At 59.2% G+C, this 22,903-nt stretch carries 24 protein-coding genes; 14 read left to right on the top strand and 10 right to left on the bottom strand.

The features are described from left to right. Window positions 1–190: 190 nt before the first annotated feature. On the bottom strand, window positions 191–4,513 hold the full coding sequence (locus tag K3169_RS27205) for a DEAD/DEAH box helicase (protein ID WP_263269019.1): 4,323 nt from the start codon (window positions 4,511–4,513) through the stop codon (window positions 191–193). A 358-nt stretch (window positions 4,514–4,871) separates the two neighbouring features. Between K3169_RS27205 and K3169_RS27200 the strand changes: the two genes are divergently transcribed. Together K3169_RS27200 and K3169_RS27195 are read left to right on the top strand one after the other, a co-directional pair. Beyond that, a complete protein-coding gene (locus K3169_RS27200) occupies window positions 4,872–5,756 on the top strand; it encodes a sugar nucleotide-binding protein (RefSeq protein WP_049827086.1) in 885 nt (294 codons plus the stop codon). Further along, window positions 5,749–6,678 (top strand): NAD-dependent epimerase/dehydratase family protein, encoded by a 930-nt coding sequence (locus K3169_RS27195; RefSeq protein ID WP_231675659.1) that lies wholly within the window; start codon window positions 5,749–5,751, stop codon window positions 6,676–6,678. Before K3169_RS27200 ends, K3169_RS27195 begins: the two co-directional genes overlap by 8 nt. Before the next feature lie 159 nt (window positions 6,679–6,837). Here K3169_RS27195 and K3169_RS27190 read toward each other — a convergent pair whose 3' ends face one another. From K3169_RS27190 to K3169_RS27165, 6 genes are all read right to left on the bottom strand, one after another. Next, window positions 6,838–7,524 carry an OmpW/AlkL family protein gene (locus tag K3169_RS27190; protein WP_263269018.1) on the bottom strand — a complete coding sequence of 229 codons (687 nt, stop codon included), beginning with the start codon at window positions 7,522–7,524 and terminating at the stop codon, window positions 6,838–6,840. Between the two features lie 255 nt (window positions 7,525–7,779). Further along, window positions 7,780–8,301: a DUF3299 domain-containing protein gene (locus K3169_RS27185; RefSeq protein WP_231675658.1), complete on the bottom strand. Its 522-nt coding sequence runs from the start codon at window positions 8,299–8,301 to the stop codon at window positions 7,780–7,782. 11 nt (window positions 8,302–8,312) lie between these two features. Beyond that, complete coding sequence (locus K3169_RS27180; protein ID WP_027901692.1) at window positions 8,313–9,578, bottom strand: ABC transporter permease; 1,266 nt, start codon at window positions 9,576–9,578, stop codon at window positions 8,313–8,315. Between the two features lies 1 nt (window position 9,579). After that, a complete protein-coding gene (locus tag K3169_RS27175; protein ID WP_027901693.1) occupies window positions 9,580–10,290 on the bottom strand; it encodes an ABC transporter ATP-binding protein in 711 nt (236 codons plus the stop codon). Window positions 10,291–10,364: 74 nt separating this feature from the next. Next, window positions 10,365–10,958 (bottom strand): DUF2796 domain-containing protein, encoded by a 594-nt coding sequence (locus K3169_RS27170; protein ID WP_122398139.1) that lies wholly within the window; start codon window positions 10,956–10,958, stop codon window positions 10,365–10,367. Window positions 10,959–11,162: 204 nt separating this feature from the next. Next, window positions 11,163–11,357, bottom strand: a complete 195-nt coding sequence (locus tag K3169_RS27165) for a hypothetical protein (RefSeq protein WP_122398188.1) — start codon at window positions 11,355–11,357, stop codon at window positions 11,163–11,165. A gap of 555 nt (window positions 11,358–11,912) precedes the next feature. Between K3169_RS27165 and K3169_RS27160 the strand changes: the two genes are divergently transcribed. Beyond that, on the top strand, window positions 11,913–12,269 hold the full coding sequence (locus K3169_RS27160; RefSeq protein ID WP_122398187.1) for a hypothetical protein: 357 nt from the start codon (window positions 11,913–11,915) through the stop codon (window positions 12,267–12,269). A 10-nt stretch (window positions 12,270–12,279) separates the two neighbouring features. Here the strand turns inward: K3169_RS27160 and trxA are convergent, their stop codons facing one another. The 3 genes from trxA to K3169_RS27145 all read right to left on the bottom strand — a co-directional run bounded on the left by trxA (window position 12,280) and on the right by K3169_RS27145 (window position 14,436). Beyond that, window positions 12,280–13,152, bottom strand: a complete 873-nt coding sequence (gene trxA, locus K3169_RS27155; protein WP_231666948.1) for a thioredoxin — start codon at window positions 13,150–13,152, stop codon at window positions 12,280–12,282. Window positions 13,153–13,285: 133 nt separating this feature from the next. Continuing rightward, window positions 13,286–13,987: a class I SAM-dependent methyltransferase gene (locus tag K3169_RS27150; protein WP_263269017.1), complete on the bottom strand. Its 702-nt coding sequence runs from the start codon at window positions 13,985–13,987 to the stop codon at window positions 13,286–13,288. Further along, window positions 13,984–14,436, bottom strand: coding sequence for a hypothetical protein (locus tag K3169_RS27145; RefSeq protein ID WP_027901697.1), 453 nt, complete (start codon window positions 14,434–14,436; stop codon window positions 13,984–13,986). Before K3169_RS27145 ends, K3169_RS27150 begins: the two co-directional genes overlap by 4 nt. A 219-nt stretch (window positions 14,437–14,655) precedes the next feature. Between K3169_RS27145 and nrdR the strand changes: the two genes are divergently transcribed. The 11 genes from nrdR (at window position 14,656) to K3169_RS27090 (ending at window position 22,721) form a co-directional block, all read left to right on the top strand. Continuing rightward, window positions 14,656–15,120 (top strand): transcriptional regulator NrdR, encoded by a 465-nt coding sequence (gene nrdR, locus K3169_RS27140; RefSeq protein WP_027901698.1) that lies wholly within the window; start codon window positions 14,656–14,658, stop codon window positions 15,118–15,120. A gap of 41 nt (window positions 15,121–15,161) precedes the next feature. Next, on the top strand, window positions 15,162–16,262 hold the full coding sequence (gene ribD, locus K3169_RS27135; protein WP_231666968.1) for a bifunctional diaminohydroxyphosphoribosylaminopyrimidine deaminase/5-amino-6-(5-phosphoribosylamino)uracil reductase RibD: 1,101 nt from the start codon (window positions 15,162–15,164) through the stop codon (window positions 16,260–16,262). 47 nt (window positions 16,263–16,309) lie between these two features. After that, window positions 16,310–16,981, top strand: coding sequence for a riboflavin synthase (locus K3169_RS27130; protein ID WP_027901700.1), 672 nt, complete (start codon window positions 16,310–16,312; stop codon window positions 16,979–16,981). An 18-nt stretch (window positions 16,982–16,999) separates the two neighbouring features. Continuing rightward, window positions 17,000–18,091: a bifunctional 3,4-dihydroxy-2-butanone-4-phosphate synthase/GTP cyclohydrolase II gene (gene ribBA, locus K3169_RS27125; RefSeq protein ID WP_027901701.1), complete on the top strand. Its 1,092-nt coding sequence runs from the start codon at window positions 17,000–17,002 to the stop codon at window positions 18,089–18,091. Window positions 18,092–18,205: 114 nt separating this feature from the next. Next, on the top strand, window positions 18,206–18,682 hold the full coding sequence (ribE, locus tag K3169_RS27120; protein WP_027901702.1) for a 6,7-dimethyl-8-ribityllumazine synthase: 477 nt from the start codon (window positions 18,206–18,208) through the stop codon (window positions 18,680–18,682). Then, on the top strand, window positions 18,679–19,179 hold the full coding sequence (gene nusB / locus K3169_RS27115) for a transcription antitermination factor NusB (RefSeq protein ID WP_027901703.1): 501 nt from the start codon (window positions 18,679–18,681) through the stop codon (window positions 19,177–19,179). The genes ribE and nusB overlap by 4 nt, the downstream gene beginning before the upstream one ends. A 125-nt stretch (window positions 19,180–19,304) precedes the next feature. Next, the gene (gene thiL, locus K3169_RS27110; protein ID WP_263269012.1) at window positions 19,305–20,270 is read left to right on the top strand and encodes a thiamine-phosphate kinase; all 966 of its coding nucleotides are present in this window, start codon (window positions 19,305–19,307) and stop codon (window positions 20,268–20,270) included. After that, window positions 20,267–20,776, top strand: coding sequence for a phosphatidylglycerophosphatase A (locus K3169_RS27105; RefSeq protein WP_027901910.1), 510 nt, complete (start codon window positions 20,267–20,269; stop codon window positions 20,774–20,776). The genes thiL and K3169_RS27105 overlap by 4 nt, the downstream gene beginning before the upstream one ends. A gap of 226 nt (window positions 20,777–21,002) precedes the next feature. Then, the gene (gene ribA / locus K3169_RS27100; protein ID WP_027901909.1) at window positions 21,003–21,620 is read left to right on the top strand and encodes a GTP cyclohydrolase II; all 618 of its coding nucleotides are present in this window, start codon (window positions 21,003–21,005) and stop codon (window positions 21,618–21,620) included. Then, complete coding sequence (locus tag K3169_RS27095) at window positions 21,617–22,036, top strand: MFS transporter (RefSeq protein WP_263269011.1); 420 nt, start codon at window positions 21,617–21,619, stop codon at window positions 22,034–22,036. Before ribA ends, K3169_RS27095 begins: the two co-directional genes overlap by 4 nt. 52 nt (window positions 22,037–22,088) lie before the next feature. Beyond that, window positions 22,089–22,721: a Vat family streptogramin A O-acetyltransferase gene (locus tag K3169_RS27090; protein ID WP_411567018.1), complete on the top strand. Its 633-nt coding sequence runs from the start codon at window positions 22,089–22,091 to the stop codon at window positions 22,719–22,721. Window positions 22,722–22,903 lie beyond the last annotated feature (182 nt).

Genomic DNA, 22,903 nt, shown 5'->3' with positions numbered 1-22,903 from the left:
TGCATCGTCAGAAATTCCGCTTCGCCAACAAGTTGGCTCCTACCATGTCTGCGTTTCAAATCCATTATTGACGTGATGTTTGATGAGAGCAGAGCTTGCTCGCGATTAGGGCTCCGCGGTGTAGCTGCCTGACGAGGCATACTTCATCGCGGGCAAGCCTGGCTCCCACGGCAATCGGTGCTTTTCAAAGTCAGCGCAACAACCTGTCCCGCACCTGCGCCATCGCTTCCGGTTCCAGCGCCAGCCAATACTGTGGTTTACCTGCAATAACTGCCGCAGCCGGAATACCATCGCGATACACCAGCCGATTCCCCACCAGCGCGGGCACTTTACTGCCTGGCAGCAGCGTGCCTTGCAGATTCAGCGGATCAACGGCGCTCAGGCTGATCAGGCTGCCATCCAGTGGCCGTTTGCGAATCTCGCGCAGCACCGGGATGGCTTCAGGCAGTGCGAATTGCTCGCCCGCCAGACCACTGACGAAGCGCCCGCCGCGAATTTCACCCCGTGCTTCAAGCCGATGAAAGGTGCGCAGCAATTCTCGCCAACTCGGCAGCCAGTCGGCTTCGCGCTCCAGCAGACGCCAGAACACTACGCCATACCGGCGCAACAGAGTCATCGCGACATGCTCCAGCACTTGCGGGTCTACAGGTTGCGGACGCTTGCTGGCGACAGTAGGCGGACGCGTCGAACGCTTCAGTAACGCCCAACGCCCGGCATCGTCCATGCCGCCAATAAACGCTCCGCGATTACGTCGGCTGGTGTGCGCCGAGCGCTTGCTGGCCGGAGTGATCAAGGCGCGGAGCCCGGCAAAGCTGTCGGCATTCACCAACCCGGCAGCCACCAACTCTTGCAGCGCGATTTCAAGTTCCGCGCGCAATAGATGCGCTTCGCTTACCAGTTCATCAAAAAACATCGCGCCGTGCTGGGTCAGTGCCGCATGTACTTTCTGCGCCTTGGGCGACAAATCGTCGGGCTCAGGCTGCTCGGTCAAGCCGCTCCATACGCTGACCTGGCTGCGGGGCAGCAAAACAATCGGAGTGCTGCGCAACGCCACCGCGCCGGTTTTAGTGTGGGCGGCCAGTCGCGTCCAGACCACCTTGCCCGAGCGGCAGATTTCATCGAGCCAGAGTGACGAGTAATCCTTGATCCGGGCTGACAGCAAGTCGCTGTCCCAGGCCCCTGCGGCAGCGCTGAAGCCCTCAAGTTGACTGATGATTTCCGGCAGCGCTGCTCGGCCCTGGCTGCGCGTGGCTGTGGACAAATGCTGCCAGTCGAATAGAAAGCGCATGAAGTCTTGTAACGAGACCGGCTCGATTTCCCCGCGCAGTCGCTTGACGGTATAGCGATGAATCCTCGCCAGCAAATGCCGTTCGCACCACTGGTCCTCAGTGGCTCCGGGGCTGAAGCGTCCGCGCAGCACGTAGCCTTCGCTCTCCAGCCGAGCCAGCGCCTGAGCCACGCTGCTGGCGCTCAACGCCAACGGCTCGGCGATGTCCCGCGTTGGCATCGGGCCAAAGCCGCTCAGGCGGGCGCGCACCACTTCAACGATCGCCTCATCGGCGTCCCACGCATCATCAAAGCCGGGCAGGGCACTTAGCGGTGGGTGCATGTTCGACTGTGGATAAATGGCCCGCAGGCATGTGAGGCGTTCCAAGGGCACCCACAACCCTTCATCGGCACCGACCTCGAAACGCGTGGCACGGCCGGAGCGGGCCAAGGATTCAAGCCATTTCAGCCAACTCCCATTCGCGCTGGCTTCCGTGTTGCTGACACAACTCAGGCTCATCAACGCTTCATGCATCTCGTCGATGTTCTGTGGTTGAGGCCAGGCCTCTTCGTTGACTGCTGCAATAGCGTCGGCATCCAGCGCGCCGAGATCGTCCGAAGATTGCGGATCACTCCAGCGCCGATTGAGCACGGCTTGAGTGCGACGCTCCTCCAAGGGGGCGTCGTCGAGAAAGGCGTAGGGCCGCGCGTTGAGAATTTCGGCAGCCAGCGGTGACGGTGCGGGCAAGTCGCGCGCAATCAGCCGGACTTCGCCTTTTTCCATGCGCTGCAGCAGCGTCAGCCATCCTTCAGCGTCCATCGCCTCGTGCAGGCAATCGTCGAGGGTTTGCTCCACCAGTGGATGGTTCGGCACTTCACGCTCGCCGACGATGTTTTCCAGGCAGGCAATCTGATCGGGGAAAACCGTTGCGATCAGGTCTTCGCTTTTCATACGCTGCAATTGTGGCGCGACTTTACGTCCGCCGGTGTAGCGGGGCAGCGCCAACGCAGTTCCGGCATTCCAGCGCCAGCGCACGCCGAACAGCGGCGCATCGAGTACGGCCTGAATCAGCAGATGTTCCGCTGTGTTGGCGCTCAGATAACGCCAGACTTCATCCAGCTCAAAGCTATGGCTGGTGGACAGCGACAGCACAATCGCGTCTTCGCTGGCGGCTGCTTGAAGCTCGAAATTGAACGTGCGGCAGAAGCGTTTGCGTAACGCCAGGCCCCAGGCACGATTGACTCGGCTGCCGAACGGCGTATGGATGATCAGTTGAGTACCGCCGGACTCGTCGAAAAAACGCTCCATGATCAACGTGTCTTGCGACGGCAGCGCAGTCAGCACCGAGCGAGTTCGCGCCAGGTAATCCACCAGTTGCTCGGCACTCGCCAGATTCAACCCGAGTGTGTCGATCAACCAGTCAGTGGACGGCTGTAGATCGCCGGGGTGGGCGCCTAGCAGTTCGTCAATCTGACCTTGCAGGCGTGCCACAGCAAACGACAACTCATCGCTTCTGCCCGGTGCTTCGCCCATCCAGAATGGAATGTTGGGCGGCTGGCCTTGGGCGTCTTCAACCCTTACGCGGCCGCTCTCGATGCGCAGGATGCGGTACGAAGTGTTACCCAGCTGGAAGATGTCCCCGGCGATGCTTTCGACCGCGAAGTCTTCGTTGACGGTGCCGATGTTCAACGCCTGCGGCTCAAGAATCACGCTGTAGTCGGCGTTGTCCGGGATCGTACCGCCGCTTGTGACGGCGGTCAGCTTGCTGCCGCGTCGACCCCGTAAGGTGCGGGTCATGGCATCGCGATGCAGGTAAGCGCCGCGCACGCCCTGACTTCCGCTATAGCCTTCGGCCAACATACTCAACAATGCCTGATAGTGATCAGCGTCCAGCCCGGCGTAGGGCGACGCTCGACGAAACATTTCCAGCAGCGCGTCTTCGTGCCATTCCTGCAAGCTGACTTCAGCGACGATCTGTTGGGCGAGCACGTCCAGCGGCGCTTTGGGGATCTGCAAAATATCCAGCTCGCCACGCCGCACGCAATCGAGAAGCGCGGCGCATTCGATCAGGTCGTCGCGGGAGGTCGCAAACAGCCGACCTTTGGGCGTGCCACCAACGTGGTGCCCGGAGCGTCCGACCCGTTGCAGAAAGGCAGAGATGGAGCGCGGCGAAGCGATCTGACACACCAGATCCACATCGCCGATATCGATGCCCAGCTCAAGGGATGCCGTTGCGATCAGCACCTGCAAATCGCCGCGCTTGAGGCGTTGCTCGGCATCGAGCCGTTGCTCCTTGGCAAGGCTGCCATGATGCGCAGCCACTGCTTCTCGGCTCAGGCGATCACTCAAGTGTCGCGCCATGCGTTCAGCCATGCGCCGGGTGTTGACGAAAATCAGCGTGGTCCGGTGCTCACGTGCCAATTCGGCAAGGCGGTCGTACACCAGCTCCCAGACATCATTGGACATGACCGGCCCCAAGGGCACGGGCGGTACTTCGATCCCCAGGTCCCGCGGCCGTGCATGGCCGATATCGACGATGGTGCACGGACGCTCTATCGGGTCCGCGCCCACCAGAAAGCGCGACACCTGCTCGATGGGTTTTTGCGTCGCCGATAATCCGATGCGCAGCAACGGTTCACTGCACAGGGCTTGCAGCCGCTCCAGTGTCAGCGCCAGGTGGCTGCCGCGCTTGCTGGCCGCGATGGCGTGGATCTCGTCGACAATTACCGTGCGCGTGCTGGCCAGCATGCGTCTGCCAGAGTCGGAGCCGAGCAATACGTAAAGCGATTCTGGCGTAGTCACCAGAATGTGCGGCGCGGTCTTGCGCATGGCGGCGCGATCTTTCTGCGGCGTATCCCCGGTTCGCACGGCAGTGCTGATACGCAGCGGCGGCAGATTCATGCGCTGCAGTTGTTCCGTGATGCCTGCCAGCGGGTTTTGCAGATTGATCTGAATGTCGTTCGACAAGGCCTTGAGCGGCGAGACGTAAACCACGAAGGTCTGCTCGGGTAACTCGCCGCCGTGCTCAAGGCCTCGATGCACAAGATCATCAAGCACAGCCAGAAACGCCGTCAGGGTTTTCCCGGAGCCGGTGGGCGCGGCAATCAGCGTCGAGCGCCGGGCCTTGATCAACGGCCACGCCTGCGCCTGCGCGGGCGTCACCGCGGGGAAGGTATTGCGGAACCAGGCACTGACCGCCGGATGAAAACCGTCGAGTGCCGGGTCGGGAATAAGCGGGAGGTTCATGGGCAAATTAATGAGGGTGGCACGGGGAAGATGCAAGCGCCTTTGATCGGTGGCTGGGGGAGCGCCGAGAATTATAACCCTGGCATTTTGAGCTGGAATGCTGCGCCTGTGGGAGCTGGGCTTGCCCGCGATGAAGCTGGACGCGATCGAAAGTGAATCGCGTCCAGCTTCATCGCGGGCAAGCCCAGCTCCCACAGGCGCAGCATTCAACAGGCCTGAGGGTTAATCCTGTGCCTGCATGCAGGGCAGAAAAATCCCACAGCCCTCAACGGTTGGGGGTTAAGCGCCGACGTGATATGTTTGCAGGCGTTTTACACATAATATTTCGACTGAATTTGATACCGAGCCTGCTGACTCTATGCGAATGCGCCTTATGCTGTTGGGCGGCGGGAATGCCCTCGGGCAGGCGCTGATTCGTCTGGGTGCAGAGGAAGACATTGGCTTCCTGGCACCGCGTCCACCGCAAGACGGATGGGATGCAGCGAGTCTGACGCAACTGCTTGATGACACCCGCCCCGATGCCTTGATCAATCTTGCCTACTATTTCGACTGGTTTCAGGCGGAATCCGTAAGCGACGCGCGCCTGTCCAGTCAGGAACGCTCTGTTGAGCGCCTCGCCGAGCTGTGCCAGCACCACAACATTGTTCTACTGCAGCCTTCCAGCTATCGGGTGTTCGATGGTTCGCGGGCTACCGCCTACAGTGAGAAAGACGAACCGGTGCCGTTGGGTGCACGTGGCCAGGCACTGTTGCGTATCGAGCAAAGTGTGCGCGCTACCTGCCCGCAACACCTGCTGCTGCGGTTCGGCTGGCTACTCGATGACAGTGCCGAGGGTGTGTTGGGGCGTTTTCTCAAGCGCGCCGAATCAACGCAAGAGTTGTTGATGGCCGACGACCGACGTGGCAACCCGACGCCCGTCGACGATGCCGCGCGGGTCATGATTGCCGTCCTCAAGCAGCTCGACTGTGAAGCGCCTCTTTGGGGTACTTACCACTACGCCGGTCATGAGGCTACTACGCCGCTGGCGCTTGGGCAGGCGATTCTCACCGAAGCCCGTTTGTTGCATCCTCTGGCAATAGAGTCACCAACTGCGCAGGCCCATGCTGCACGTCCCGACGCAGCAGACGAGCCTCAACATGGCGTGCTGGCCTGCAAGAAAATCCTTCATACCTTCGGCGTCAAACCTCGTGCATGGCGTGCCGGGTTGCCGAGCCTTCTGGACCGTTATTACCGTCATGTCTGATCTTCCTGTCCTGATTACCGGCGGTGCCGGATTTATTGGCTCTAATCTGGCCGACGCGCTGCTGGCCCAAGGGCATTCGGTGCGCATTCTCGATGACCTTTCCACCGGCAAGCGCAGCAACCTTGCGCTGGATAACCCGCTTATCGAATTGATCGAGGGTGATGTTGCCGATGCCGCTCTGGTGAAGCGCGCTGCGCTGGGCTGCAAAGCGGTTGTGCATCTGGCAGCAGTCGCTTCGGTGCAAGCGTCGGTGGATGACCCGGTACGTACGCACCAGAGCAATTTCATTGGCACGTTGAACGTGTGTGAAGCCATGCGCGAAGCCGGTATCAAGCGCGTAGTCTTTGCCTCCAGTGCTGCGATCTATGGGAACAATGGCGAAGGCGAAGCCATCAGCGAAGACACGCCCAAAGCGCCGTTGACGCCTTATGCCTCGGACAAGCTGTCCAGCGAGCACTACCTCGACTTCTACGGCCGCCAGCATGGTCTGGAGCCGGCTATCTTTCGTTTCTTCAACATCTTTGGCCCGCGCCAGGATCCTTCCTCGCCTTACTCGGGTGTGATCAGTATCTTTGCCGAGCGTGCAGAAAAGGGCCTGCCCATCGCAGTGTTTGGCGATGGCGAACAAACACGGGACTTCTTCTACGTGGGCGACGTGGTCAAGTTGCTGACTCAAGCACTGGATCTGCCGCAGGTCGAGTCGGGTGCGGTCAATGTGGGTCTGAACCAGACCACTTCGTTGAACCAGTTGCTGACGGCATTGGCAGACGTCGTGGGCAAACAGCCACAAGTGACATATCAAACCGCGCGTTCCGGCGACATCCGCCACTCACGAGCGAACAACCAGCGCCTGCTGGAGCGGTTTACCCTGGATGAGCCGACGCCGTTGAAAGTGGGCTTGGCGAAACTGCTCGGTCGCTGATCCAGACCCACAAAAAAAGCACCCTTGAGGTGCTTTTTTTGTGGGCGGTTACTGCAAACCGTTGACCTGTAGGAGCTGCCGAAGGCTGCGATCGCGGTGTGCCAGAAGAAATGCTTCGCAGCCTTCGGCAGCTCCTACAGGTCCAGTGTGCGCCGCGTCTTAAAACTTGTAACCCACCCCCACCATATAAACCCACGGATCAATGTCCACACTCACCTTGGTCTTGCCAACGCTCAGGGCTGAAGGGCCGTCGACAGTCGCTTCAGTGTCGATGTCCACATACCAGACTGAGGCGTTAACCAAAATGTTGTCGGTCAGCATGTAGTCCATGCCGACTTGTGCAGCCAGGCCGACGGAATCTTTCATCTTCAGGTTGCTGAAGCCCTGGCTTTTACGATTGCCAGTCAGGTCGGTGTCAAAGAACGTGGTGTAGTTGATGCCGACACCCGCGTAGGGCTGGAACTTCGACGACGCTTCCATCGGGTAGTACTGCAGCGACAGGGTCGGCGGTAACTGCTTAACATCTGCCAGTTTGCCATCCAGGCCCGGGCCCAGACCTTTGACCGAAACGGTGTGGCTGAAAGGTGTTGCGGCCAGCAATTCGATACCCACGTGCGGGGTAATCATGTAGCCGAACGTCAGGCCAAGCTGGTTCTCACCATCAACGGTTGCCTTGGTGCCGGAGACTTTGGTGCCGTCGAGTTTCACCTCACCGCTGTCTTCATTTGGTTCAACGTGCGCGACACCGGCACGCACGATGAAATCACCCGCCTCGTAAGCCTGAGCGGCGAAAGGGGCGCTGAGCGCCAGCGCGCAGAGGGAAGCGCTGAGCAGGGTCTTGTTCATGAGGGCTCCAAAAGGCGATTCAAGTTGTCTGTCGCCAATGGTACGGAGCGTCTGAACCAAGGCTTTGACACAGCTCAATGAAATCGCAATGAAACCCGTGAAACGATCTTTTGTGCCACGCCGGTAGGAGCGAACTTGTTCGCGAAAGGGCCAGCACATCCACTGCATCTGCTTTGTCAGGAGTCCTGCTTTCCCAGCTGAATCCTGTCCCACGGGATTGCGCGAATTTAAAGGCAAACTCCCCCGCAGGTGGGCCTAATTATCGGGCAACTCGTAAACCAGGATCTTGTCTGCCTCCATGCTGTAGCCCGCGTCCGCCAACTCGCTGGTCGAGGCTTTGACCTGCATTGGACCTTCGATCCAGTACGGCTGATAAAGCTCTTCAACCTTCACGCCCAGCTCGCTGGTGACATGTACGATCTGGTTCGAAGGCGGTGGCGGCACGTGGATGCACGCGCCAAAATACGGCACCAGCAGGAACTCCGTAACGCGGCCTTCTTCGCTGACTTCCAGCGGCACGATATAACCCGGCAAGCGCACATTCTTGCCATCCAGCGCCTTGACCACTGGGGCATGGGGCGATTGTTGATGCGCAGCGGGCGCTGACTCCACTGACAGCGCATCGGACAGTTTCGACAGGTCATGAATGGGCGCAGTGATCGGCGCGATTTTTGGCGCATCCGGCGGGATCATTTCTTCCCAGGTCAGCACCTTCGGCTCGGCCGCCCACAACGGTGAGCTGACTGACAACAGCAAAACCAACAACAGGCGCCGCATGTTCAACGTCCTCATAAACGAATCGACAAGCCATCAGCCAGCGACTGCCGATAGGCGCGCCACGCAGGCACAACCCCCATCAACAACGCGGCAGCCAGAATGCCACCGAGTAGCGTCCATTCATATTCGCTGGGCAGCGAAAGCGGCAGGAACAGGCCGTAATTGCTCTGTACATAGCCTTGTGCAGAAGCGATGCCGACGTATAACAGGACCATGCCACTGACCACTCCCGCGAGTGCCAGGGCGAAGGCTTCCATGATCAGCAACGTTGCGATATGCCAGGGGCGGGCGCCCACTGAGCGCAGAATTGCCATCTCTCTGCGTCGCTCGTTAAGGCTTGTAAGAATGGCCGTGAGCATGCCGATCAAACCGGTCAGGACCACGAACAGCGAAATCACGAACAAGGCTTTTTCGGCCGTACCCATCAGGCTCCACAGTTCCTGAAGGGCCACGCCCGGCAGGATCGCCAGCAACGGCTCACCGCGGAATTCATTGATCTGGCGCTGCATCGAGAAGGTGGCGATCTTGCTGTTCAAGCCCAGCATGAACGCGGTAATTGCTTTGGGCGTCAGGTCCATATTGCGCGCCTGATCAGCAGAAATGCGTCCGTTGCCGTGAGCGGGCGCGCCGTTTTGCCAGTCAATATGGATCGCTTCCATGCCGCCGAGGCTGATGTGTAACGTGCGATCCACTGGCGTGCCGGTACGCTTGAGAATACCGACCACGGTAAACGGTTTGTCGTCGTGTTTGACCAGACTGATCGCCGCTACGCCATGGGCCAGCACCAGCTTGTCGCCGAGTTTGTATTTCAAGGCATCGGCCACTTCGGCGCCGAGCACCACTTCAAAGGGGTCCGTCGCAAAGGCCCGACCTTGTGCCAGTTCCAGGTGTTGCTGGCGGCCAAACTGGTAATGCTCGAAGTAGTTTTCGTTGGTACCCATCACTCGATAACCGCGATGGGAGTCACCCAGGGAAATCGGGATGGCCCATTTCACTTGTTTGCTTTGGGCGATTTCTTCAAAGCTGTCCCAGCGAATATTGTTGGTTGCATTACCGATACGGAACACCGAATACAGCAACAGATTGATCGAGCCGGAGCGAGCGCCGACGATCAAATCCGTGCCGCTGATGGTGCTGGCGAAACTGGCGCGGGCTTCGGTACGCACGCGCTCCACCGCCAGCAACAGGCAGACCGACAAGGCAATGGCGAATGCGGTAAGGAAAGCGGTGAAACGACGGTTAGCCAGACTGGCCATGGCTAGGCGAAACAAATACATCTCAAACCTCTGCGGCGACGGCGGCGCGATTGAGTTCGGACAACGACAGACTGCGGTCGAACAGCGGTGCCAGGCTCTGGTCGTGGCTGACGAACAACAGGCTACTGCCTGCTTCGCGGCATTCGGCGAACAACAACTTGATGAACGCTTCCCGTGCGTCGGTATCCAGCGCGGAGGTCGGTTCGTCCGCGATCACCAATTCGGGCTGACCGATCAACGCTCGTGCGGCCGCCACCCGTTGTTGTTGGCCGATGGACAGTGAGTCGGCGCGGCGACTGAGCATCTCCAGGTCTTTCAAACCCAGATGAGCCAACAGTGTTACGGCGGCATTTTCTACGCTGCCGTGGCGCTGTTTCGCACGTTCGGCGCGGACTTTCGAGAAGTGACACGGCAACTCGACGTTTTCACGCACCGAGAGAAACGGCAGCAGGTTGAACTGCTGGAAGATATAGCCGGTGTGATTGACGCGAAAACGATCACGCTCACCGGATGATAGTTCGGTGAGCTCCTGACCCAGCAGGCGAATGCTGCCGCGATTGGGTTTCTGCACGCCGCCCAGCAAACCCAGCAGCGTTGTCTTGCCACTGCCGCTGGGGCCTTTGAGGAACAGTGTTTCGCCCGGTTCCAGGCGGAACGCCGGGATATCCAGCAATTGCGCATGGCCTGGCCACGTGAAGCCAAGGTCTGCCAATTCGATAAGTGCTTGGGTCATAACCGTCTTCGGAATCCGGCTGAGTGTAAATCAAACGACCGGGCAAGCCCGGTCGGTTTTCAACAATAGCTGAATCAGAATTTCAGGCTTGGATTGCTCGGGCGTACTTCGGCACCTGACTGGCCTTTTGGCGAGATCAACTGAACCTGAAGTTTTTCGGTGCCCGGGAACGATTTGAAGATGGTCGACAGGTCGAGGGTTTTCAGCACGGCCGGGACCTTGCAGGTGAATTTGTAAGTGCCGTGGATTTCGCTGTGCTCGTGCTCATCGTGGGCGTCTTTGGCGTCATGATCGTGATCATGGTCCGCGTCAGCCTCAGGCTTGTCACCGAACAATGGGCTTTCCAGCTTCTGGGAAACCACGTTGCACTCGGCAGCTTCAGGGATGCTGAACAGGGCGTGGGGCTTGAGCAGCACATCTTTGGCCGAGGCTACTTTGGCTTTGTCTTCGGCGCTGGTAGCCAGATGCTCAAACCCGACGAGGTTCATGGCCGGGCTGTCCAGTTCGAACTCCAGCGTGCCGCCGACCAGCGCAACGTCCAGCCGACCCACACCGTGCTCATGCGCGCCGAGGCTACCGTGCTCGTGGTCGTGATCATGCTCGGGGGCCGCATTAGCCATAGCGAGTGGAAGCAGGGCGAAGGGCAAAGCGAGCAGCAGACGGCGCATAAAAACAGACTCCGGACATGACTGGATAAAGATCGTTATGTGATCTTATAACAATTATTGTCGCGGGCGTGAGCTGGAATTTGGATTTGGGTAAGGATCACTTCCCCGGTAGGAGGCAACTTGTTGGCGAGACAGTCGTTCTGGTTGCGCAGGTCCAATGCCTCGCCAACAAGTTGCCTCCTACCGGGTGATGTATTCCAATGATTAAACGCGCTGACCCCAGGGCCGCGCCCGCCGCAGGTCTTGAGCCAACGTGTAAATAGTTGTCCGCCCGGCGTGAGTGGTCCAGCGCAGGGTTTCTATAAGTCGATGCTCATCAGGCGTGAGGTAGGCGAAGCCTTGGGTTCTGGCTTCGTGGAGGCAGTCGATGGTGTGGTGAGAATTTCTTTTTGATTTCATTTGAAGCTCCTTACGATTTTCTGGAGTTGCCTTCAAACGCTGCGATTCGAATGGGTGGCAACTGTGCGCAGGTTCGCAGACCGAGTCGTAAGGGTCCCGGCACATCCGAAGATGTCCCGCGCACAGCGGCCATATAACTTACAGGCTAGCTGTTCGTGGAAACTTACGACAATCGGGCTGCGAAACCCGTTCGCTGCTGCGGCAACGACCGGCGCACATTACCGATGCGGGATGCGATCCACGAGGTAACGATAGCGATTCAGAGTGTAGGAATGGTCTCTGCCTGAACACAGATCCCCTGTGGGAGCAGGGCTTGCCCGCGATAAGACTGGACTCGATCGACCTGACATTTGCGGCGCCTGTATCGTCGGAATGCCGCCCAGACCAAGCTCTGCTCCCACAAATACTGCTACCTGTACCTCTGTAGGAGCTGCCGAAGGCTGCGAAGCAATCTCATGGCATGCCGAATTCGCAGCCTTCGGCAGCGTCTACAGCCCAGCGCAAAAAGATGAATCTATGCGAGCATGTCCCCCTGCAAAAAAAGAGGAAGCACCCATGTTGCGTATTCGTGGAACCGTTGGCGATTGGCCGGTGGATTTGACGCTGGAGCTTGACGAAGGCGATTGGGCGCAGCTTGGCGCTCAACTCAAAGCCGCCAAACCTGAAGCCGCCGCCGCAGCCGTGGTCAGCAAACCGGCCAGTCAGGACGACAAGATCTGGCAGATCGCGTTGGATCTGCTGCGCAACGCCGGGCAGATAAATGGCCCTGAGTTGCTGGATCAACTGGAAGGTCTGACCGGCAGCACAGCGGCAGGCAAGCGCCTGTTAGTGCGCTTGCGCCACAGTTCGCAAGTCAAGGTCGAGAGCGGGCAGGACGCGCCGCTCTACAGCTGGGTTGGCACAGGCGCCTGATGCCAGAGGCTTAGTACAGCGCAGCAAACAACTTGCGACGATAGGCAGTGACCAGCGGGTGGTCGTTGCCCAGCAGATCGAAGACTTGCAGCAGGGTTTTGTGTGGCAAGCCGTCGGCGTAGTTGCGGTTGCGGATGAACAGCTTCAACAAGCCTTCCAGCGCCGCTTCGTATTGCTGGCGGGCCAGTTGTTGAATCGCCAGTTGATGCACGGCTTCGTCATCCTGCGGGTTTTGCGCCAGACGAGCCTTGAGCTCTGCCGCATCCGGGAATGCCTTGGCTTCAGCCAGGAAGGTCAACTGCGCACGAGCACCGGCCAGATCAGCTTTGTGTTCGTCAGTCTTCACCGCGTCCAGGACTTGTCGTGCTTCGCCCAGTTCACCGCGCTCCGCCAGGCAGCGTGCGTAAAGAATCAGCGCTGCGGCGTTGGTGTTGTCTTCAGTCAGAATCTGTTGCAAAGCTGCTTCGGCTTCAGCGAAGTGGCTTTCAGCGAACATTTCCTGAGCCAGCTTCAGCGGGTCAGCGGCGACTGGCGCAGGCATGACCACGTGCTGTTCGAGAATCTTGCGGATCTCTGATTCAGGCTGCGCACCGGTGAAACCGTCGATGGGCTGACCATCCTTGAACAGCACAACCGTCGGCAGGCTACGTATGCCGAAGCGGGCGACGATGTCTTGCTCGGCGTCACAATCGACCTTCACCAGCAGCAATTCGCCCTGATAACTTTCAGTGATCTGCGCCAGCAATGGCATCAGCACTTTGCAGGGCGCACACCATTCGGCCCAGAAGTCCACCAGTACGGGCTGGTCGAAAGACTTGTCGATGACCAGTTGCTGAAAGGTCGCCGCCGTAGCGTCAAAGATGTAGGTAGTGTCCTGGTTCATTGCGAATCTCGGGGGATCTGAATGGGGCCAACTATAAAGGGCGCTTGGGTTTGCGCAAAGCGATGAGTAGAGGGATCTGTGGGAGCGAGGCTTGCCCGCGAATCAGTCGCCTCGGTGTGGCAAGGACAACGCGTTATCGTTCTTCGCGGGCAAGCCTCGCTCCAACAGGGGATTGCATTTCAACTCGGGCAGCGTGATACAGGCTCACGTGACGAAACTCATGGGGTTCGGCCAGATCCGGCAAGGTGTGCGCTTCAAAGATATCCAGCCGTTGATAAGCCGGGTGCTGAAAATCCCGCACTCTCGAATCCGCCACCAATGCTTGTCGCCCGCGACTGAGAAACTGATCCAGCAGGGGTAAATTGGCCCGGTCGTAGAGCACGTCAGCGACGATGATCAAATCGAAGCGATCCGCTTCGGCAAAGAAGTCCGCCGAGTAGCTCAACTGCACGCCGTTCAGTTCAGCATTGGCGCGGCAGGCTTCAAGGGCCAGCGGGTCAAGATCACAGGCCACCACTTCAAGTGCGCCCGCTTTAGCCGCTGCAATCCCTGCAACACCAGAGCCTGCGCCAAAATCCAGCACTCGCTTACCGGCGACCCAATGCGGTTGCTCTGCCAGAAACCGCGCGAGTGCCAGGCCGCTGGCCCAGCAGAAACTCCAGTACGGCGGCTCTTCAAGGACGCGTCGGGTTTCTTCGGGGCTGAAGGCGCGATCCATGTTCTCGGCGTCGATCAGCCACAGCCGCAAATCGGTGTCCGGCAGTGCTGTGGCGACCAGTTGTGCATCGCCGAGCAATTCGCTGAGTGCCTGTTGCAGGTGTTGCGGTGCAATCATGGAGCGGTTTCGAACTGCAAAGGCCCCAGCGCTTGTGTGACGGGTTGTTCAATACGCATCGACGGCAGATGCAGGATCAATTGCCCAGACTTGCTGGCACGGCCGCGCAGTTCTACGCGCTGACCCACCGGGAAGGCTTCCGGATTGAAACGCAGCTGGAAGGGCAGCGACTGATTGTTGCCTTGCAGCTTGGTGCTGGTCAGCAGTTTCTGCGGACGACCGCGCTCGTCGATCACCAGCAGCGCCAATTCAACTTCGGCGCCAGCCGGTACGCCCAGCAACTGGCCGCTCAGCTCTCGCTGGAAGGGCTGCAATGGGCCGGGACCGGCCGGTACTTTAACAACGGGCACCGTGGCAGGTTTGGCCGGGGCAGTGTCAGGTGTCTCATTGCTGCTGCAGGCGGCAAGCAGGCCAATCAGGCTGAGCAACATCAGCGGTCGTAGCGTCATGAACAGCTCCAACAAAAAAAATCAATACGAAGGACAGCAGCAAACCGCTCAATGACGGTAACGCTAAATTACCCGCAAGCGCCGATAAATAGCCCAATGGCCAGCAGTATCGCTGAACACCGCGCCAGATGCGCGTCTATATAGCGCAAAGTCCAAGACTTGTCTTGCCAGCGGGATGCGCTACCATGGCGGCCCTTCCTATTTTTGTTGCCTGCCACCATGCACTGTCCCTTCTGCGGTGCCAATGACACCAAAGTCATCGATTCCCGCCTGGTTGCCGAAGGCGATCAAGTTCGTCGTCGTCGCGAATGCCTGGCGTGCGGTGAGCGTTTCACGACGTTCGAAACAGCCGAGCTGGTGCTCCCACGCTTGATCAAGCAAGACGGTAGCCGTCAGCCCTTCGATGAAGAGAAGCTGCGCGCCGGTATGCAGCGCGCTCTTGAGAAACGACCGGTCAGCGTCGAGCGGCTGGAAGCAGCGCTGGTGCATATCAAGCACAAGCTGCGCGCGACTGGCGAGCGCGAGGTCAAGTCGCTGGTGGTGGGCAATTTGGTCATGGGCGAACTGCAAAAGCTCGACGAAGTGGCGTATATCCGCTTTGCTTCTGTTTACAGGCGTTTTCAGGACCTCAACGAATTCCGCGAAGAAATCGATCGCCTGGCTCGCGAGCCAGCTAAAGAGTGAGTGCTTCGTTGACTGAGCAAACCGCGCTGGACACCCATTACATGGCGCGCGCGCTGGAACTGGCGCGCAAAGGGATTTACTCCACCCATCCCAACCCACGAGTCGGCTGCGTGATCGTGCGCGACGGCCAGATTGTCGGCGAAGGCTGGCACGCTCGCGCTGGCGAGCCGCATGCCGAAGTGCATGCCTTGCGTCAGGCGGGCGACAAGGCCAAAGGCGCGACGGCTTATGTGACGCTGGAGCCTTGCAGCCACCATGGCCGCACACCGCCGTGCGCCGATGCGCTGGTCGATGCTGGCGTGGCGCGAGTGGTCGCAGCCATGCAGGACCCCAATCCCGATGTTGCCGGACGCGGTTTGCTGCGTTTGATGAATGCCGGTATTTCGGTGCAGTGCGGGGTTCTGGAAGACGAAGCCCGGGCGCTGAACAAAGGCTTCCTCAAGCGCATGATCAAAGGCTTGCCGTATGTGACGGTCAAGCTCGCCATGAGCCTGGACGGTCGCACCGCCATGGCCAGCGGCGAAAGCCAATGGATCACCGGCCCGGCTGCGCGTGGGGCGGTACAGCGTCTGCGTGCGCAATCGAGTGTCGTGTTGACTGGCGCTGACACCGTGCTGGCCGACAAGGCTCGCCTGACTGTACGTCCTGATGAGCTGGGCCTGAATGCCGAGCTCACCGGCTTGGCCATGACGCGTCCGCCGCTGCGGGTGTTGATCGACGGCCGATTGCGGGTGCCGCTGGATGCGCCGTTCTTTCAGGCCGGGCATGCGTTGGTGGTGACCTGCGCTGCCGCGTCAGCCCGCGAGCGTTATCACGATGAAGGCCACGACATGTTGGCCCTGGCCGGCAGCGGCGGTCATGTAGACCTGCGCAAGTTACTGATCGAGCTGGCGGCTCGCGGTGTCAACGACGTGCTGATCGAAGCGGGCCCGCGTCTCGCCGGGGCGTTTACTCGCCTGGGGATGGTGGATGAATTCCAGATTTTCGTCGCAGGCAAGTTCCTTGGCTCTTCTGCTCGCCCATTGCTTGATCTGCCGCTGGCGCAGATGAGCGAGGCTTTTGAGCTGAAAATTACGGATATACGCGCCGTGGGTGATGACTGGCGAGTCATTGCAACCCCCAAGCTCCCACCCGGCGTATAATTTCGGCCTTTCGCTCAGCGCGCTGGGCTTGTTCTCCTGGAGGACCCATGTTTACTGGCATCATCGAATCCATCGGCAGCATCCGCGCCATCACCCCTAAAGGCGGCGATGTCCGTGTTTATGTCGAGACGGGCAAACTTGATCTGAGCGACGTCAAACTGGGCGACAGCATCGCGGTCAACGGCGTTTGCCTGACTGCTGTAGAGCTGCCCGGCGATGGCTTCTGGGCTGACGTCAGCCGTGAAACCCTCGACGTCACGGCGTTCATCGATCTCAAGACCGGCAGCCCGGTCAATCTGGAAAAGGCCCTGACCCCGACTACACGTCTGGGCGGCCATCTGGTCAGCGGCCATGTCGATGGCGTTGGCGAGATCGTTTCCCGTGAGGAAAACGCCCGCGCTATCCAGTTCAAAGTGCGCGCACCCCGCGAGCTGGCCAAGTACATATCGCACAAAGGTTCTATCACGGTCGATGGCACCAGCCTGACCGTGAACGCCGTTGACGGTGCCGAGTTCGAGCTGACCATCGTGCCGCATACCCTGGCCGAAACCATCATGGCCGACTACCGTCCGGGCCGTAAGGTCAACCTTGAGGTGGATTTGCTGGCGCGTTATCTGGAGCGTTTGCTGATGGGCGACAAGGCCGCCGACTCCTCGAAAGGGCAGTCAGGCACCATCACCGAAAGCTTCCTGGCCGCCAACGGCTACCTCAAATCCTGAATTGAAGGAGGGTGCCGAGTGGCGCTCAATAGTATCGAAGAACTGGTTGAAGATATTCGCCAGGGCAAAATGGTCATCCTCATGGATGACGAAGATCGCGAGAACGAAGGCGATCTGATCATGGCTTCCGAGTGCGTCAAGGCTGAACACATCAACTTTATGGCCCGCTACGCGCGTGGTCTGATCTGCATGCCGATGACCCGTGAGCGCTGCGAGGCTCTCAAGCTGCCACTGATGGCACCGCGTAACGGATCCGGTTTTGGCACCAAGTTCACCGTGTCCATCGAAGCTGCCGAAGGCGTGACCACTGGCATTTCTGCTGCTGACCGTGCCCGCACCGTGCAGGCTGCAGCGGCCAAAGACGCCAAAGCGGAAGACATTGTCAGCCCCGGCCACATTTTCCCGTTGATGGCTCAGGCCGGCGGTACATTATCCCGGGCAGGGCACACCGAGGCAGCCTGTGACCTGGCGCGCATGGCCGGTTTCGAGCCAAGCGGCGTGATCTGTGAAGTGATGAACGACGACGGCACAATGTCGCGTCGGGCTGAACTGGAAGCTTTCGCGGCGGAACACGACATCAAGATCGGTACGATTGCCGACCTGATTCACTACCGGATGATCCATGAACGTACCGTTCAGCGGATTGCCGAGCAGCCAATGGACAGCGAATTGGGCCAGTTCAACCTGGTGACCTATCGCGATTCAGTGGAAGGTGACGTCCACCTCGCACTGACGCTGGGCAAGATTTGCGCAGAAGAACCGACCCTGGTGCGGGTGCATAACATGGACCCGCTGCGTGACCTTTTGATGGTCAAACAGCCTGGCCGCTGGAGCCTGCGCGCCGCGATGACCAAGGTTTCCGAGGCGGGCAGCGGTGTTGTCCTGTTGCTCGGTCACCCGCTGGATGGCGATGTGCTGCTGGCGCATATTCGTGAAACCGCCGGGCAATTGCCGATCAAATCGCCGACCACTTACAGCACCGTGGGGGCCGGTTCGCAGATCCTGCGTGACCTCGGTGTGCGTAAAATGCGCCTGATGAGTTCGCCAATGAAGTTCAATGCGATATCCGGTTTCGATCTGGAAGTTGTAGAATACGTGCCCTCCGAATAAAGACCGGTCGGGTGGTACGCTTTTGTGCGTGCCACCGGCTGATCTGTTTCGTGGCCTAACATCCCTATAGTCCGCCCCAAGGCGTACTTGCTCTTTAATACGAGACTTACACGAATGACCCTGAAGACCATCGAAGGTACCTTCGTCGCTCCCCAAGGCCGCTACGCTCTGGTAGTTGGCCGTTTCAACAGCTTCGTCGTGGAAAGTCTGGTGAGCGGTGCTGTTGATGCTTTGGTACGCCACGGCGTCAAAGAAAGCGATATCACCATCATCCGCGCTCCGGGTGCCTTCGAAATCCCGCTGGTCGTGCAGAAAGTTGCCCAGCGCAGCGAGTTCGCCGCCATCGTCGCTCTCGGCGCAGTGATCCGCGGTGGTACTCCGCACTTTGAATACGTGGCTGGCGAATGCGTCAAAGGCCTGTCCCAGGTTTCCATGGAGTTCGGCGTGCCGGTTGCTTTCGGCGTCCTGACTGTCGACACCATCGAACAAGCCATCGAGCGTTCCGGCACCAAAGCCGGTAACAAAGGCGCAGAAGCTGCGTTGTCTGCTCTTGAAATGGTCAGCCTGCTGGCGCAGTTGGAGGCCAAGTGATTTCCGACGACAGCGATCAGTTCAATCCGCGCGATCCAAAACCTGCGGACGCTGGCAAGCCATCCAAGAGCGTCAAGCGCCGGGAAGCCCGTCAGTTGGCCACTCAAGCGCTTTACCAGTGGCACATGGCGGGTCATTCGCTGAATGAAATCGAAGCGCAGTTCCGCGTCGATAACGATTTCAAAGACGTCGACGGCCCTTATTTCAGTGAGCTGCTGCGCGGCGTACCGACCAACATCGACGAAATCGATGCGGCCCTGACGCCATGTCTGGACCTGACCATTGAAGAACTCGACCCGGTTGAACTGGCCATCCTGCGTCTGTCCACCTACGAGTTGCTCAAGCGCGTCGACGTGCCGTATCGCGTGGTGATCAACGAAGGTATCGAGCTGGCGAAAGTCTACGGCTCCACTGACGGCCACAAGTTCGTCAATGGCGTCCTGGACAAACTGGCCCCGCGCCTGCGTGAAGCTGAAGTCAAAGCGTACAAGCGCTAAGATCTGGTCGCCTTCATCGCGGGCAAGCCACACTCCCACAGGGAATGCGATCTCCTGTGGGAGCGTGGCTTGCCCGCGATAGGAGCAACGCAAATACAGGCTGAGAACACAACAACGAGATCCTGATGGGCGAGTTTGAGCTGATCCGCAATTACTTCGCCGCTGCGCCTTGTGCGCAAGCGGGTGAAGGTGTGGCGCTGGGGATTGGTGATGACTGCGCTTTGCTGACGCTACCGCCTGGTGAGCAGTTGGCGATCTCTACCGATACGCTGGTCATCGGCGTGCATTTCCCTGACGTTTGCGATCCTTTCCTGCTCGGCCAGCGTGCGCTTGGCGTGTCTGCCAGTGATCTGGCGGCCATGGGCGCCACGCCCGTTGCATTTACCCTTGCGTTGACCCTCCCTGACGTATCTGTCGACTGGCTGAAGGCTTTCGCCGAAGGTTTGAACCTCATGGCGCAGGGTTGCGGCTTGCGACTGGTGGGCGGCGATACGACTCGGGGGCCATTAAGCCTGACAGTCACGGTATTCGGTCGCGTGCCGACGGGGCAGGCGTTGACTCGCAGCGGCGCACGTCCGGGGGATCTGCTGTGTGTCGGTGGACCGTTGGGCGATGCGGCGGGTGCATTGCCGCTTGTGTTGAACCAGCGCACCACTGAGGCGTCTACCGCAGAGGCGTTGCTGGCGCGCTACTGGTCGCCACAACCGCAATTTACCCTGGGGCTGGCGCTACGCGGCAAGGCCAGCGCCGCCCTGGATATCTCCGATGGTCTGTTGGCCGACTGCGGGCATATCGCGCGGGCATCGAAAGTCCGGCTATTGGTCGAGCAGGAAAAGCTGCCGATGTCCGAGCCTTTGCTAGCCTTTATCGGGCAGCAGGACGCGAGGGAAGCAGCGTTGAGTGGTGGTGATGATTATTTGCTGGCGTTCACGTTGCCCCCAGAACACTTACAGGATTTGCTCGACGCAGGATTACCCATCCATGTCATCGGGCGAGTCGAGGCGGGCGAGGGCGTCGCGCTGATCGACACCATGGGTCACGACATTCCTGTCCTGGCACGCGGCTACCAACATTTTCGGGAGACACCGTGACAGATCATCCAAAGCAGGTCCCGGCGGAATTCGTTCCACCTTCGGTCTGGACCAACCCGTGGCACTTCCTGGCGTTCGGTTTCGGCTCCGGCACCCTGCCCAAAGCGCCGGGCACCTGGGGTTCCATGGTTGCCGTGCCGTTCATTCCGCTGTGGCAAATGCTTCCGGACTGGGGCTACTGGCTGATGCTCGGCATCACCATGCTGTTCGGTTTCTGGCTGTGCGGCAAAGTCGCGGATGATCTGGGCGTACACGACCACGAAGGCATCGTCTGGGACGAAATGGTCGGCATGTGGATCACCTTGTGGCTAGTGCCCGAGGGCTGGGTCTGGCTGCTGGTGGGGTTCCTGGTGTTCCGCTTTTTCGACATTCTCAAGCCATGGCCCATTCACTGGATCGATCGCAAGGTGCACGGTGGCGTCGGGATCATGCTCGATGACGTGCTAGCGGGCGTATTCGCTTGGGCGGCGATGCAGGGAATCGTCTGGGTCTGGGCGTGGATTTGAGCCGCAATGTGCTTTCCTGTGGGAGCGAGGCTTGCCCGCGATAAGTCTGGACGCGATCTAAAGTGAATCGCGTTCAACCTTATCGCGGGCAAGCCACGCTCCCACAGGGCATCAATCTAACTTCCCGATCTGTATGCCCCACAATTCGGCATAAGCGTCTGCCGAGGCGTGCTGCTACAATGCGTGCCTTGCGAATTTCCAGTCCCATACTGATCAGGAGCACACGGTGCCCGTCGTATTTGTAGCCGCTTCCAAGCTGCCTACCCCTTTTGCCGAATTCACCATGCATGGCTTTCTTGAGCATGCGACCGGTCGCGAACATCTTGTGTTGAGCCTGGGCGACGTATCCGATGGTGCTCCAGTGCTGGGGCGTGTCCATTCCGAATGCCTGACCGGCGATGCGTTGTTCAGTCAGCGTTGTGATTGCGGTTCACAGCTCGAAGCTGCCTTGCGTGCCATCGCTTCTGAAGGTCGCGGCGTTTTGCTCTATCTGCGTCAGGAAGGCCGGGGCATTGGCCTGCTGAACAAGGTTCGCGCGTACGAACTGCAGGATGGTGGTGCTGATACCGTTGAAGCCAATGAGCGTCTGGGTTTTGCCGCAGACCAGCGCGATTACGCTATCTGCCTGCCAATGCTGCAGCACCTGGGGGTCGAATCCCTGCGTCTGATGACCAACAACCCGCGCAAGGTCAAAGCCTTGACCGAGATGGGCATCAACGTTGCCGAGCGTGTACCGCTGCACACCGGCCATAACCCGCACAACAAGCTCTATCTGGCGACCAAGGCCGGCAAGCTCGGGCACATGATGGGCAATGAGCACCAGGGCGAGGCTGATCGCGCTTGAATCGCCACAACACCAGACGCCGCTTCGCTCTCGCGTGGTGGTGGCAACTGGTGTTGACCCTGGCGCCGCTGTTTGTGATCAATGGCGCGTTCGATAGCAAAAACGCCATTTTTCCCGTGCTGGCGATGCCACTCTTCGTTGTCGGGCTGCTATCGATGTTTGTCAGCCTCAAGCCATTCGGCCGCTACAAACACGCGCTGATCGCTACCGGCGCTGCCCGTGAAACCCCTGAAGAGTCCGCGGCCTGGATCAACCTCGCTGACGCCCGTCGCGTGGCGTTTCTGACTGCGGGGTTGCCGGCATGGATCGCTGCACTGGCGGTTTTTGTCGGGCTGGAAACGGTTCCGCTGCTGCTGTTGGCGTTCTCCAGTGCGGTGCTTCTGTATCTTTACCGCTTACCCCGGCAACTGGTTTGAAGTACTGCCACCTGTAGGCGCTGTGTGTACTTGCATGAAAAAGGAGCTTTCCATGAACGGACCTGACCCGAAAAATCCCCACCCAATGAACGGCTTTCCGCAGGTGTGTTTCATTAAGAACACCCTCAACAATCCGAATATCATTGTGGGCGATTACACCTACTACGATGACCCCGAAGATTCGGAAAACTTCGAGCGCAACGTCCTTTATCACTTCCCGTTCATTGGCGACAAACTGATCATTGGCAAATTCTGCGCACTGGCGCGGGGCACTAAATTCATCATGAACGGTGCCAACCACAAGATAAGTGGCATCTCGACGTATCCGTTTCAAATCTTTGGCAGTGGCTGGGAGAAGGTCACCCCTGAGCCGGGAGACTTGCCCTATAAAGGCAATACCGTGGTGGGTAACGATGTCTGGATGGGCTACGACGTGCTGGTCATGCCTGGCGTGACCATCGGTGACGGGGCGATCGTCTCTTCGCGTTCGGTCGTAGTCAGTGATGTCCCTGCTTACAGCATCGTCGGCGGTAACCCGGCCGAAGTCCTGAAACACCGCTTCCCCGCTGAGGTCAGCGAGCGACTTTTGACCATTGCCTGGTGGGACTGGCCCATAGAGAAAATTACCCGGAATCTGCAGATGATTGTTTCAGGTGATATCGAGGCGTTAGAGGCAGCTGTTTAGCGTAAATACGCGCACATTTCCTGTAGGGGCTCACCGAGGTTACGAGGCCAGCGATGGCGGTATATCAGACAAGCCGCCATCGCGGCCTCGCGCTGCTCGTGCGCCCCTAAAGATCCGTGTTTGCTTAGCGAGACGCATAGTCATCGGGTGAAATGCATCCCCCTGTAGGAGTGAGCTTGCTC

The sequence above is a fragment of the Pseudomonas phytophila genome, from assembly GCF_025643095.1.
Lineage (GTDB): Bacteria > Pseudomonadota > Gammaproteobacteria > Pseudomonadales > Pseudomonadaceae > Aquipseudomonas > Aquipseudomonas quasicaspiana.
This window is presented reverse-complemented; position numbering and strand designations above follow the sequence as displayed.

What these genes read in the sequence shown, in the direction of transcription:
- K3169_RS27205 (WP_263269019.1), bottom strand. Translation starts at nt 4,513, where the DNA reads ATGAACCTCCCGCTTATTCCCGACCCGGCACTCGACGGTTTTCATCCG.
- K3169_RS27200 (WP_049827086.1), top strand. Translation starts at nt 4,872, where the DNA reads ATGCGAATGCGCCTTATGCTGTTGGGCGGCGGGAATGCCCTCGGGCAG.
- K3169_RS27195 (WP_231675659.1), top strand. Translation starts at nt 5,749, where the DNA reads ATGTCTGATCTTCCTGTCCTGATTACCGGCGGTGCCGGATTTATTGGC.
- K3169_RS27190 (WP_263269018.1), bottom strand. Translation starts at nt 7,524, where the DNA reads ATGAACAAGACCCTGCTCAGCGCTTCCCTCTGCGCGCTGGCGCTCAGC.
- K3169_RS27185 (WP_231675658.1), bottom strand. Translation starts at nt 8,301, where the DNA reads ATGCGGCGCCTGTTGTTGGTTTTGCTGTTGTCAGTCAGCTCACCGTTG.
- K3169_RS27180 (WP_027901692.1), bottom strand. Translation starts at nt 9,578, where the DNA reads ATGTATTTGTTTCGCCTAGCCATGGCCAGTCTGGCTAACCGTCGTTTC.
- K3169_RS27175 (WP_027901693.1), bottom strand. Translation starts at nt 10,290, where the DNA reads ATGACCCAAGCACTTATCGAATTGGCAGACCTTGGCTTCACGTGGCCA.
- K3169_RS27170 (WP_122398139.1), bottom strand. Translation starts at nt 10,958, where the DNA reads ATGCGCCGTCTGCTGCTCGCTTTGCCCTTCGCCCTGCTTCCACTCGCT.
- K3169_RS27165 (WP_122398188.1), bottom strand. Translation starts at nt 11,357, where the DNA reads ATGAAATCAAAAAGAAATTCTCACCACACCATCGACTGCCTCCACGAA.
- K3169_RS27160 (WP_122398187.1), top strand. Translation starts at nt 11,913, where the DNA reads ATGTTGCGTATTCGTGGAACCGTTGGCGATTGGCCGGTGGATTTGACG.
- trxA (WP_231666948.1), bottom strand. Translation starts at nt 13,152, where the DNA reads ATGAACCAGGACACTACCTACATCTTTGACGCTACGGCGGCGACCTTT.
- K3169_RS27150 (WP_263269017.1), bottom strand. Translation starts at nt 13,987, where the DNA reads ATGATTGCACCGCAACACCTGCAACAGGCACTCAGCGAATTGCTCGGC.
- K3169_RS27145 (WP_027901697.1), bottom strand. Translation starts at nt 14,436, where the DNA reads ATGACGCTACGACCGCTGATGTTGCTCAGCCTGATTGGCCTGCTTGCC.
- nrdR (WP_027901698.1), top strand. Translation starts at nt 14,656, where the DNA reads ATGCACTGTCCCTTCTGCGGTGCCAATGACACCAAAGTCATCGATTCC.
- ribD (WP_231666968.1), top strand. Translation starts at nt 15,162, where the DNA reads ATGGCGCGCGCGCTGGAACTGGCGCGCAAAGGGATTTACTCCACCCAT.
- K3169_RS27130 (WP_027901700.1), top strand. Translation starts at nt 16,310, where the DNA reads ATGTTTACTGGCATCATCGAATCCATCGGCAGCATCCGCGCCATCACC.
- ribE (WP_027901702.1), top strand. Translation starts at nt 18,206, where the DNA reads ATGACCCTGAAGACCATCGAAGGTACCTTCGTCGCTCCCCAAGGCCGC.
- thiL (WP_263269012.1), top strand. Translation starts at nt 19,305, where the DNA reads ATGGGCGAGTTTGAGCTGATCCGCAATTACTTCGCCGCTGCGCCTTGT.
- K3169_RS27090 (WP_411567018.1), top strand. Translation starts at nt 22,089, where the DNA reads ATGAACGGACCTGACCCGAAAAATCCCCACCCAATGAACGGCTTTCCG.